Source organism: Mesorhizobium sp. B2-3-11, assembly GCF_006442215.1.
Taxonomy (GTDB): Bacteria; Pseudomonadota; Alphaproteobacteria; order Rhizobiales; family Rhizobiaceae; genus Mesorhizobium; species Mesorhizobium salmacidum.
The window spans coordinates 1-10,424 of the sequence record NZ_VFVS01000040.1 but is presented as its reverse complement, the minus strand read 5'-3'; the positions used below and the strand labels follow the sequence as shown (position 1 = coordinate 10,424).

Here is a 10,424-nt window from a genome sequence, read left to right as displayed (position 1 = left end):
ATCACAATGCCAGAATTGCGCAACAGGCCCCTTGAGGGGGAGATGCCCGGCAGGGCAGAGGGGGGTGCCTGGCGCCATCATCTCCGAGTTATTTCCCCTTCCACACAGGCTCGCGCTTCTCCGCGAAAGCGCGAAAACCTTCCATACCGTCCTCCGACCCATAGAGCGCGTCGACGGTCGCCAACTGCCGGCGCGTCACCTTGTTCATCGCATCCTGGAAGGTCAACGATTCCGCCACCCGCGCCGTCTCCTTGATCGCTGCGAAGACCAGCGGTGGGCCGCTGGCGAGCAGGCGGGCGACCTCCCAGACGCGGTCCTCCAGCTTTTCCTTGGGCAGCACCTCGTTGACCAGGCCCCAGCGATGCGCCTCGGCGACATCCATCCAGCGGCCGGTGAGCAGCAAGTCCATGGCGACATGGTAGGGGATGCGCTTCGGCAGCTTGATCGTCGCCGCGTCGGCTAGCGTGCCGGCGCGGATTTCGGGCAGCGCGAACGAGGAATGGTCGGAGGCGTAGATGAGGTCGCAGGACAGCGCCAGCTCGAAGCCGCCGCCCACCGCCATGCCGTTGACGCAGGCGAGGACCGGCTTGTTCAGATCGCGCAATTCCTGCAGGCCGGCAAAGCCACCGACGCCATAGTCGCCGTCGACCGCGTCGCCGCCGGCGGCGGCCTTCAAGTCCCAGCCGGCACAGAAGAACCTGTCGCCCGCGGTCTTGACGATGGCGACGCGCAGTTCCGGATCGTCGCGGAACGCCTTGAACGTTTCGCCCATCAGCCGCGAGGTCTTCAGGTCGATCGCATTGGCCTTGGGGCGATCGAGCGTGACCTCGAGGATAGTGCCTTCGCGGCGGGTCGAAATGACGTCAGACATTCTTGTTTTCTCCCAGCACCAGCAGCGCGTCGGCGATCCAGGCGCCCTTGCCTTGCGTGCAGACGATCAGCGGATTGATGTCGAGTTCCTCGATCTCGCCGGCATTCTCCTGCACGAAGCCGGCAATACCCGCGATGGCGTCGATAGCGGCCTGGACATCGGCCTTCGGCCGGCCGCGATAGCCTTCGAGCAGCGGGAACAGTTTCAGCCCGCGCAGCGCGGCCTCGATGTCGTCGCGGGTCGCCGGCAGCATCAGCGTGACGCTGTCGCGCAGCAACTCGACCAGCACGCCGCCGGTACCCAGCGTCATGACAGCGCCGAACATCGGGTCTCGGGTGAAGCCGACGATCAGTTCGGCGACGCCGTCGCGCACCATGCGTTCGACATAGAGCCCGGTGCCGAGCGGCAGCAAGTCATGCGCTGCCGTGCTGACCGATTCGGCGTCCTTGAGGTTTAGCCTGACGGCGCCGACCTCGGACTTGTGGGCGACGCCAAGAGCCTTCAGGGCAACCGGAAAGCCGAGCGCCATGGACGAGATCACGGCCTCGACCGCATTGCCGGCCCGCTCGCCCTTGGGCACGGAAAGGCCGGCCTTGATCAGCCGCGCCTTGGCTTCAGCCTCGTCAGGTGTGACGCGCGGCACGTCGGATGCGCCGGCAGCCCTCGTGTCGACCGGCTGTGCCTGCGGCTCGCGCCAGGCCCAACCGATAAAGGCCGCCGCCTGCGCGGCGTCCATTGCCTCGGAAATGCCGAACAGCGGCACCATGCCACGCGCCATCAGCTCGGCCGTGTATTCCTCAGGCAGGTTCTCCGGCAGCGAGGAGACGATGGCACCATGCGCCTTGTTGGTCTTCAGCGCCGATTCGAAGGCGCGCAGCGTCGCCCACCAGTCGGTCACCGAGCAGCGGTCGGGGCGCGGAAAGTCGAGCACCAGCATGTTGAGGTCGAAGCCGCCCGACACCATGGCGGTGAAGGTGGCGGTCATTGCTGGCTCGTTGTTCCAGATGAAGGTGTGGTAGTCCAACGGATTGGCCACCGCGACCAGCGGCCCGAGCGTCGATTTGACATGGGCGCGATGGCTGTCGGTCAGCACCGGGAAGTTGACCCAGCGCCCTTCGGCGCTGTCGGCCATGACCGACGCCTCGCCGCCCGAACAGCTCATCGATGAGAGCCTGTACCCAGGCAGCGGGCCGGTGATGTGCAGCAGCTTCAGTGCCTCGATGAAGGCGGGGATGGAATCGACACGCGCGATGCCAAGCCGCTTCAGGAAGGCGCCTGAAGCAGCGTCCGACCCGGCAAGCGAGGCGGTGTGCGAGACGGTTGCTTGCCGCGCCTGTTCGGAGCGGCCGACCTTCATGGCGATGATCGGTTTTTTGAGCTCTCTCGCCCTGGCCGCCAGCCGCTCGAAGCCGGCTACCGAATCAAAAGCCTCGATGTGCAGGCCGAGCGAAGTCACCCGCTCATCCTCGATCAGGCCAAGCGCCATTTCCGACAGGCCGGTCTGCGCCTGGTTGCCGGCGGTCATCAGGAAGGCGATCGGCAGGCCACGCTTCTGCATCGTCATGTTGATGGCGATGTTGGAGGACTGGGTGATGATGGCGACACCCTTGCCGCCCTCGTCCAGCCTGATGCCACCATGCTGGTCGGGCCACAAAAGCGCACCATCGGCATAGTTGATCAGGCCATAGCAATTCGGCCCGATGATCGGCATCTGACCGGCGGCGGCAACCAGTTCGGCCTGCAGCCGTTCGCCATCCTCGTCATAGGCCTCGGTTTCGAGGAAACCGGCGGCAAAGCAGACGGCGCCGCCGGCGCCGCGCTCGGCCAGTGCCTTGATCACCTCGATGGTCAGGTGCCGATTGACGCCGACAAAGGCCGCGTCCGGCGCGCCGGGCAGATCCGCGACTGACCGGTAGGCCTTGCGCCCGGCAACCTCGTCCTTGGTCGGATGCACCGGCCAGATCTCACCGGCAAACCCCATCTTGATCGATTGCGCCACGACGGCGGCGGCCTGCACGCCACCGAACACGGCGATCGATTTCGGGCGCAGAAGGCGTTCGAGTTTATGCATGGTCATCTTTTCGTTTTGAGCGCGATCTCAGGACAAACGATCCCGTTTACCCGACAGAGCCGGATGCCGGTTTTGGCTATCATGCTCTAAGCACCGAACGGGCGCAGCAGCGCCCGCGAAATAATATGTCGCTGAATCTCCGACGTGCCTTCCCAGATGCGTTCGACGCGGGCGTCACGCCAGATGCGTTCCAGCGGCAGGTCATCCATCAGCCCCATGCCGCCATGGATCTGGATCGCCTCGTCGGCGACGAAGGCAAGCATTTCGGTGGCCTTCAGCTTGGCCATGGCCATGTCCTGGTCGGTGACGGTGCCCTGATCGTACTTCCAGCCGGCTTCGAACACCATCAGGTCGGCGGCCTTCAGTTCCGTCGCCATGTCGGCAAGCTTGAACGACACGCCCTGGAACTTGCCGATCTGCTGGCCGAACTGCTGGCGCTGCGCGGCATATTCGACCGCATGGCCAAGCGCCCGCTCGGCGCGGCCTAGGCAGGTGGCGCCGACCTGCAGGCGCGTCGCGCCGAGCCAGGAATTGGCTACATCGAAGCCCTTGTGCACCTCGCCCAGAACCTGGGATGCCGGCAGGCGGCAGTCGTCGAATTCGAGGATGGCGTTGGTATAGCCACGATGCGAGACGTTGCGATAACCGTCGCGCACCGTAAATCCCTTGGTGCCCTTGTCGACGAAGAAGGCGGTGATCTTCTTTCGTTTTCCACGCGGTGAATCCTCCTCGCCCGAGGCCATGAAGACGATGGCGAAATCGGCAAGATCGGCGTGCGAGATAAAATGCTTGGTGCCGTTCAGCACCCAGTCGTCGCCATCCTGCACGGCGGTCGCCTTCATGCCGCGCAGGTCGGAGCCGGCGCCGGGCTCCGTCATCGCCAGGCAATCCCATTTCTCGCCGCGGATGCAGGGGAAAAGGTACTTTTCACGCTGCTCCGGCGTGCCGGCGAGCAGGATGTTGGAGGGGCGCGCAACGCAGGTCCAGTGCAGCGCGTAATTGGCTCGGCCAAGCTCCTTCTCGTAGAGCAGCCAGGTCACCGTATCGAGCCCCGCGCCGCCGACATCGGTCGGCATGTTCGCCGCATAGAGCCCGGCCTCGATCGCCTTGGCCTTGATCTCTTCGATCAGCTCGCGGCGCAGCACGCCGGTGCGCTCGACCTCGCGTTCATGCGGATAAAGCTCGTTCTCGACGAAGGCGCGCGTCGTCTCGACAATGAGTTTCTGCTCTTCCGAAAGACCGAAATCCATGGTCTCAGCCCTTCTTCTTTTTCTTCGGCTTTTCGGCCCGCTTCACCGGCTTGGCGGCCTTGGCCCTTTCGGCCGCCTTGGAAGCCACGGGCTTCTTCGCCGCCAGCTTGGCGAGTTGCTTGGTATAGTCCTTGTGCAGCGCGCCGGCGCCCCAGCCCTTGCCCTTGTTCTGCTTCGACAGCGCGTCCATGATCGCGACCAGATTGTCGTCACGGATCTTTTCCAGCTCGCGGATCGACAGGCCGTGCGCCTGGTCGTCCGACTGGGTGGCGATCAGGTCGACCAGCTCGTCGTTGAATTCCGGCACGTCCATCAGCTTGGTCCACGGCCATTTCAGGCACGGTCCGAACTGCGCCATGAAGTGGCGCATGCCGGCTTCGCCGCCGGCGACGCGATAGACCTGGAACATGCCCATCTGCGCCCAGCGCAGGCCGAAGCCGTAGCGCATGATGTCGTCGAGTTCCTCGACCGTGCAGATGCCGTCCTTGATCAGCCACAGCGCCTCGCGCCAGGCGGCTTCGAGCAGGCGGTCGCCGACGAAAGCCTCGATCTCCTTGCGGATGACGACCGGCTTCATGCCGATCGAGGCGTAGATTTCCTTGGCGACTTCGATCGCTTCGGGGAAGGTCTGGTCGCCGCCGACGATCTCGACCAGCGGCAGCAGATAGACCGGGTTGAACGGATGGCCGACGACCAGCCGCTCCGGATGCTTCTTCATCGCCACCTGCATGTCGGTCGGCTTGATGCCGGAGGTCGACGAGCCGACAATGGCGCTGGCGGGCGCATGGGTGTCGATCTCGGCCAGCACGCGATGCTTGAGGTCGAGCCGTTCCGGAACGCTCTCCTGGATGAAATCGGTATCGGCCACCGCTTCGGCGATGGTCTTGGCGAAGGTCAGCTTGCCTTCCTTGGGCAGGCCACCGGGAACCATCTGCTTGTAGGCGCGACGCGCGCCCTTCATCACTTCCGAGACCTTGCGCGAGGCCTCCGGATCAGGATCGAAGATCGAGACGTCGATGCCGTTCAAGAGCAGGCGCGCCACCCAGCCGGCGCCGATGACGCCGCCGCCAATGGCGGCCGCCTTGTTGATGATGCTCATTGAGAGGCTCCGGTTCTTGTCCTGGCGGTTTCGGGATCGGTCAGAGACACGCGCTCGCCGGCGCGAATGACCGACGGGTCATAGGCCTTGCGGGCGAAAACTTCGAGGACGAAGGGCCGGAAGAATTCGATCGGCAGCGTCTCATAGTCGGGGTCGAAGCTCGACTGGTCCCAGCGCTCGCAGAACTGGTCGCAATCGTCGAAATAGGCATGGCCGGCGAAGCGGTCGCGCGCATGGCGATTGCCGCCGAGATGGTGGGCGTAGTAGAGGCGCTGGAAATCGCCGTGCTTCTCGACCACCCAGGTGCATTGCTCGCGCACGAAGGGTTTCAGGATCGAAGCGGCGTATTCGTCGTGATTGTAGGGCGCGTAGATGTCGCCGATGTCGTGCAGCAGCGTGCAGGCGATCCAGTCGGTGTCGGCGCCGTCGCGCCAGGCGCGTGTCGCCGCCTGCAGCGAATGGCCGAGCCGGGTGATCTTGTAGCCGGAAAGGCCCTCGTCGAGCTGCACCAGCGCGTCGAGCAGCCGCTCGCCGGTCTTGGCCGCATAGTCTATTTCGTGGGCGGTCAGGAACTCGTAGTCTTGCCTGTCGCCATCCTTCATCGCGGTGAATTTTACGGTAGCCATATCGACCCTCCCTGCGAATAATTTATGCCGCTATCGGCGCTCGCTTGGTCAGGTTGAGCTTTTTGCGGACTTCCTCCGGTCCCAGGATCCTGGCGCCGAGATTGGTGACGATCGAGGCGGCGCGCTCGACCAACTGCGCATTGGTCGCCAGAACGCCCTTGTCGAGCCACAGATTGTCCTCGAGCCCGACGCGGACATTGCCGCCGGCGAGCACCGCCGCCGCTGCATAGGCCATCTGGTTGCGGCCGATGGCGAAGGCCGACCAGTTCCATGTCGACGGCACGTTGTTGACCATCGCCATGAAGGTGTTGAGGTCGTCGGGCGCACCCCACGGCACACCCATGCAAAGCTGCACCAGCGCGTCGGGGTTGAGCACCTTTTCCTCGACCAGCTGCTTGGCGAACCAGAGATGCCCGGTGTCGAAGGCCTCGATCTCGGGCTTGACGCCGAGCGCCGTCATCATGCCGCCCATGGCGCGCAGCATGCCGGGCGTGTTGGTCATGACATAGTCGGCTTCGGCGAAATTCATGGTGCCGCAGTCCAGCGTGCAGATTTCCGGCAGGCATTGGCGCACATGTTCAACGCGGTTGGTGGCGCCGCCCATGTCGGTGCCCTTTTCGTTGAGCGGCAGCGGCGCTTCCGGCGAGCCGAACACCATGTCTCCGCCCATGCCGGCGGTCAGGTTCAGGATGACGTCGACGTCCGCCGCGCGGATGCGCTCTGTCACTTCGCGGTAGAGATGCACGTCGCGCCTGGGCTTGCCGGTTTCGGGGTCGCGCACATGGCAGTGGACGATGGCAGCGCCTGCCTTGGCCGCATCGATCGCCGAATCGGCGATCTGCTTGGGCGAGCGCGGCACATGCGGCGAGCGGTCCTGCGAACCGCCGGAACCCGTCACGGCGCAGGTAATGAAGACCTCACGGTTCATCGCGAGCGGCATCGAAACTCTCCTCCCATTCGAAACAGCCGCTAGCATCGCTCGACTTGATCAAAGCTGCTTTGCGTTTTACGAAGGCGATATGATCAAAAGCGAAAAACCGGATATCTTTCGCGCCGAGCGCACGCCGCTCAAGGTGACGTTGCTGGTGTTTTCCGGCTCGTCGATCATGTGCGTGGCCTCCGCCGTCGACCCGCTGCGCGCCGCCAATCGCATTTCCGGCGAGACCCTGTTCGATTTCAAGCTGGTCTCGGTGACAGGCGAGGCGCCGGTCACCACATGCGGCCTGCCGGTGGCGGTCAGCGGCCGTTTCGACGCCAATGAGGCAACCGATGTGCTTGTCGTCGTCGCCGGCTTCGGCACCCAAAACTATGCGACGTCGGCTCTCCTCTCAGCTTTGCGGCGGGCGGCGCGAGCGGCCCGTGCGTGCGGCGGCGTCGAGGCCGGCACCTGGCTGGTGGCGCGCGCCGGCCTGCTGGAAGGCCGCAGCGCCACCACCCACTGGGAGGACATGGAGGACTTTTCCTCGGCATTCCCCGGCGTCGATGTCCGGCCGGACCGCTACGTCATCGACGGGCCGGTGTTCACGTCGGGCGGAGCCTCGCCGACCTTCGACCTGATGCTGCATCTCATTCGCACGCGCCTCGGCATGGCGGTGGCGCTCGATGTCGCCAGCGTCTTCATCTACGACCAGGCGCGGGCCGCGACCGATGCCCAGCCGCTGGTCTCGCTCGGCCGGCTCGACGGCTATGATCCGCGGCTGGCGCAGGCGATCCGGCTGATGGAATCGCATGTCGATCAGCCGCTGACCATAGAGGCGGTTGCCAGGCGCGCCGGGGTGACGGCACGGACGCTGGAAAGCATCTTTCGCAAGTCGATCGGCGAGACACCGGGCGCCTATTATCTCAGGCTGCGCCTGGGTGCCGCGCGCCGGCTTGTGGTCGACACGCGGATCGCCATGGCGGATATCGCCGGGCGGACGGGGTTCTCGTCTGCCGCGGCCTTTTCCAGAGCGTTTTCAAGAGCTTTTGGCGAAGCCCCTGTGAGGCTTCGCCGGGGGTAGTGCAGGTCGCCCAAAACTGTGTAGCGGTTTTGGGGCAACGACATGCCCAGATAAGAGAGCTTATGCCGCATTCTGGCGGTCGCTGCCGCCATCGATCTGCGAGCGCATCTGCCGCGCGAGATGGGTCTCGAAGCGGCTGGCAACGGCGCGGTCCCATTCATTGGTGCTGCGTGCGCCCTGCTTTGGATGCGGCATTGCCATCAGCCGGTCGATGATCGATCCGGCCTCGCCAGGTGAGAGCAGGGCGTCGATTTCACGTTCGTTCTGCATATCGGTTCGCCTCCTTCTTCCTCTCCCGCCACGAGCAATATCTATACGAGATTCGTGACGGCAGTTTGAAGGCAAGAGCTGGGCAATTGAGGGGCGCTTAGGGGCAAAACCTTGTCGTCGGTTTCAGCATGGCGCGCAAAAGGTTTCCGCGCGCCAAGCTCTCGAATCGCATGGTGCGCCGGCTTGGATTGCCGGCGGTCAGGCAGCGTCAGACGTAGCGGTTGACGATGTTTTCGAGCAGTTCCTGGCGGCCGGAGCGCGGCTGCGGTTCGATCTTCTTCTTCACCACGCGCTCGGCGATCTCTTCCAGCGTGCGCTTGCCCGACAGCATCGCCTTGGCCTCGGCGCCGTTCCAGCCGGCGTAGCGTTCGGCGAGCGGAGCCGACAGCGCCTTGTCCTCGACCATGCGGGCCGCCGCCTTCAGGCCGCGCGCACAAGAATCCATGCCGCCGATATGACCGATCAGCAGATCCTGCGGGTCGAGCGACTGGCGGCGCAGCTTGGCATCGAAATTGGTGCCGCCGGTCTTGAAGCCGCCGGCCTGGAGGACTTGGTAATAGGCCAGCGCCATCTCCGGCACATTGTTGGGGAATTGGTCAGTGTCCCAGCCCGACTGGTAATCGTTGCGGTTCATGTCGATCGACCCGAAGACGCCGAGCGCATTGGCCAGCGCCAGCTCATGCTCGAAGGAATGGCCGGCCAGGATAGCGTGGCCCTGCTCGATGTTGAGCTTGACCTCCTTCTCCAGGCCGAAGCGCTTGAGGAAGCCGTAGACGGTCGCGACGTCGTAGTCATATTGGTGTTTTGTCGGCTCCTGCGGCTTCGGCTCGATCAGGATGGTGCCCTTGAAGCCGATCTTGTGCTTGTAGTCGACGACGAGGTTCAGGAAACGGCCGGCCTGTTCCTGCTCGCGGGCAAGGTCGGTATTGAGCAGCGTCTCATAGCCCTCGCGCCCGCCCCACAGCACGTAATTCTCGCCCTTCAGCCGCTTGGTGACGTCGATGCAGCTCTTCACCGTCGCGGCGGCGTAGGCGAATACATCCGGATCGGGATTGGTCGCTGCACCCGACATGAAACGGCGATTGGAAAACAGGTTCGCCGTGCCCCAGAGAAGCTTGACGCCGGTCTGCTTCATCTTGGTGGCGAAATAATCCGCGATTTCATCGAGGCGGGCCGCACTTTCGGAGAAATCCTTGCCCTCGGGCCGCACATCGGCGTCGTGGAAACAGAAATAAGGCGCGCCGAGCAGCGAGAACATCTCGAAGGCGACATCCGCCTTCAGTTTCGCCAGTTCCATCGTGTCGACGCCGCCGGCCTTGGGGAACCAGGGACGGTCGAAGGTCTGGCCACCGAACGGGTCGCCGCCCGGCCAGGCGAAGGAATGCCAGTAGGCGACGGCAAAGCGCAGATGGTCTTCCATCCGCTTGCCGGCCACCACTTCGTCGGGATTGTAGAAGCGATAGGCCAGCGGATTGGTCGAATCCGGGCCCTCATATTTGATTTTCTGGATGTCGCCGAAAAAGCCGCTGCTCATGTTCTCTTCCTCTCCAAGATAGTTTTGCCTGATTACCTCAGGCGTAATTGGTTTCACGCCGGCGCTGGTCGAAAACGGTCATGTCAAAACCGTCAAACGAAAGAGACAGACCATGACCGACCTCAACACGATCGCCCAAAATTACATCACCGCCTGGAACGAAGCCGATGCCGACCGCCGGGCGGCCTTGCTCAGGGCTGTTTTCACCGAGGACGTCAGCTATCGCGATCCGCTCATGCAGGGCGACGGCCATGAAGGCGTCGCGGCGCTGATCGACGGTGTGCAGCAACGCTTTGCCGGCTTCCGCTTCTCGCTGAAGGGCACGCCGGACGGCTTTGCCGACAAAATCCGCTTCTCCTGGAACCTCGGGCCCGAGGGCACCCCTTCCGTCATCGAAGGCACCGATATCGGAATCATCGAGAACGGCCGCCTGAAGAGCGTCACCGGTTTCCTGGACAAGGTGCCGGCTCAGTGAGGGCAACTTGGAAAGGGGGATGCGAGGCGCCCCCCTCTGGCCTGCCGGCCATCTCCCCCTCAAGGGGGGAGATTGTCTGTTTTGGCTGTTTTCGCCAATAACCAACGTTGCAGAATTGTCGCCTACGGTGAAACTGCCGATCTCCCCCCTTGAGGGCCCGTTGCGCAATATTGCGGGAGGCTTGTTGTGAGGATTGAGGGCGGCCATTTTCGTTGCTTTGGAGGCTTT

The 10,424-nt window shown here is 63.9% G+C and carries 10 protein-coding genes; 2 read left to right on the top strand and 8 right to left on the bottom strand.

The window, feature by feature from the left end:
* Positions 1-88: 88 nt before the first annotated feature.
* The 6 genes from FJ960_RS29315 to FJ960_RS29290 form a co-directional block, all read right to left on the bottom strand.
* Complete coding sequence (locus tag FJ960_RS29315) at positions 89-871, bottom strand: carnitinyl-CoA dehydratase (protein WP_140718563.1); 783 nt, start codon at positions 869-871, stop codon at positions 89-91.
* Entirely contained in the window at positions 864-2,942 is a 2,079-nt protein-coding gene (locus FJ960_RS29310; protein WP_140718562.1) for an acetate--CoA ligase family protein, read from the bottom strand. The genes FJ960_RS29315 and FJ960_RS29310 overlap by 8 nt, the downstream gene beginning before the upstream one ends.
* 86 nt (positions 2,943-3,028) lie before the next feature.
* A complete protein-coding gene (locus tag FJ960_RS29305; protein WP_140718561.1) occupies positions 3,029-4,192 on the bottom strand; it encodes an acyl-CoA dehydrogenase in 1,164 nt (387 codons plus the stop codon).
* A gap of 4 nt (positions 4,193-4,196) precedes the next feature.
* Complete coding sequence (locus FJ960_RS29300) at positions 4,197-5,291, bottom strand: carnitine 3-dehydrogenase (RefSeq protein ID WP_140718560.1); 1,095 nt, start codon at positions 5,289-5,291, stop codon at positions 4,197-4,199.
* Positions 5,288-5,917 carry an HD domain-containing protein gene (locus tag FJ960_RS29295; protein ID WP_140509655.1) on the bottom strand — a complete coding sequence of 210 codons (630 nt, stop codon included), beginning with the start codon at positions 5,915-5,917 and terminating at the stop codon, positions 5,288-5,290. Before FJ960_RS29295 ends, FJ960_RS29300 begins: the two co-directional genes overlap by 4 nt.
* A 22-nt stretch (positions 5,918-5,939) precedes the next feature.
* The gene (locus tag FJ960_RS29290) at positions 5,940-6,857 is read right to left on the bottom strand and encodes a 3-keto-5-aminohexanoate cleavage protein (protein ID WP_140509654.1); all 918 of its coding nucleotides are present in this window, start codon (positions 6,855-6,857) and stop codon (positions 5,940-5,942) included.
* Positions 6,858-6,936: 79 nt separating this feature from the next.
* Here FJ960_RS29290 and FJ960_RS29285 point away from each other — a divergent pair, with 79 nt between their 5' ends.
* Positions 6,937-7,917 (top strand): GlxA family transcriptional regulator, encoded by a 981-nt coding sequence (locus FJ960_RS29285; RefSeq protein WP_140509652.1) that lies wholly within the window; start codon positions 6,937-6,939, stop codon positions 7,915-7,917.
* A 60-nt stretch (positions 7,918-7,977) separates the two neighbouring features.
* On the opposite strand, the gene FJ960_RS29280 is transcribed toward FJ960_RS29285, so the two are convergent.
* Positions 7,978-8,187 carry a hypothetical protein gene (locus FJ960_RS29280; RefSeq protein WP_027142450.1) on the bottom strand — a complete coding sequence of 70 codons (210 nt, stop codon included), beginning with the start codon at positions 8,185-8,187 and terminating at the stop codon, positions 7,978-7,980.
* 208 nt (positions 8,188-8,395) lie between these two features.
* On the bottom strand, positions 8,396-9,721 hold the full coding sequence (gene xylA / locus FJ960_RS29275; RefSeq protein ID WP_140509649.1) for a xylose isomerase: 1,326 nt from the start codon (positions 9,719-9,721) through the stop codon (positions 8,396-8,398).
* Positions 9,722-9,833: 112 nt separating this feature from the next.
* On the opposite strand from xylA, the gene FJ960_RS29270 reads away from it, so the two are divergent.
* A complete protein-coding gene (locus tag FJ960_RS29270) occupies positions 9,834-10,196 on the top strand; it encodes a nuclear transport factor 2 family protein (RefSeq protein WP_140509647.1) in 363 nt (120 codons plus the stop codon).
* Positions 10,197-10,424 lie beyond the last annotated feature (228 nt).

Bases quoted from the DNA above. Each gene is read 5' to 3' on its own strand.
- FJ960_RS29315 (WP_140718563.1), bottom strand. From the start codon at position 871: ATGTCTGACGTCATTTCGACCCGCCGCGAAGGCACTATCCTCGAGGTC.
- FJ960_RS29310 (WP_140718562.1), bottom strand. From the start codon at position 2,942: ATGCATAAACTCGAACGCCTTCTGCGCCCGAAATCGATCGCCGTGTTC.
- FJ960_RS29305 (WP_140718561.1), bottom strand. From the start codon at position 4,192: ATGGATTTCGGTCTTTCGGAAGAGCAGAAACTCATTGTCGAGACGACG.
- FJ960_RS29300 (WP_140718560.1), bottom strand. From the start codon at position 5,291: ATGAGCATCATCAACAAGGCGGCCGCCATTGGCGGCGGCGTCATCGGC.
- FJ960_RS29295 (WP_140509655.1), bottom strand. From the start codon at position 5,917: ATGGCTACCGTAAAATTCACCGCGATGAAGGATGGCGACAGGCAAGAC.
- FJ960_RS29290 (WP_140509654.1), bottom strand. From the start codon at position 6,857: ATGCCGCTCGCGATGAACCGTGAGGTCTTCATTACCTGCGCCGTGACG.
- FJ960_RS29285 (WP_140509652.1), top strand. From the start codon at position 6,937: ATGATCAAAAGCGAAAAACCGGATATCTTTCGCGCCGAGCGCACGCCG.
- FJ960_RS29280 (WP_027142450.1), bottom strand. From the start codon at position 8,187: ATGCAGAACGAACGTGAAATCGACGCCCTGCTCTCACCTGGCGAGGCC.
- xylA (WP_140509649.1), bottom strand. From the start codon at position 9,721: ATGAGCAGCGGCTTTTTCGGCGACATCCAGAAAATCAAATATGAGGGC.
- FJ960_RS29270 (WP_140509647.1), top strand. From the start codon at position 9,834: ATGACCGACCTCAACACGATCGCCCAAAATTACATCACCGCCTGGAAC.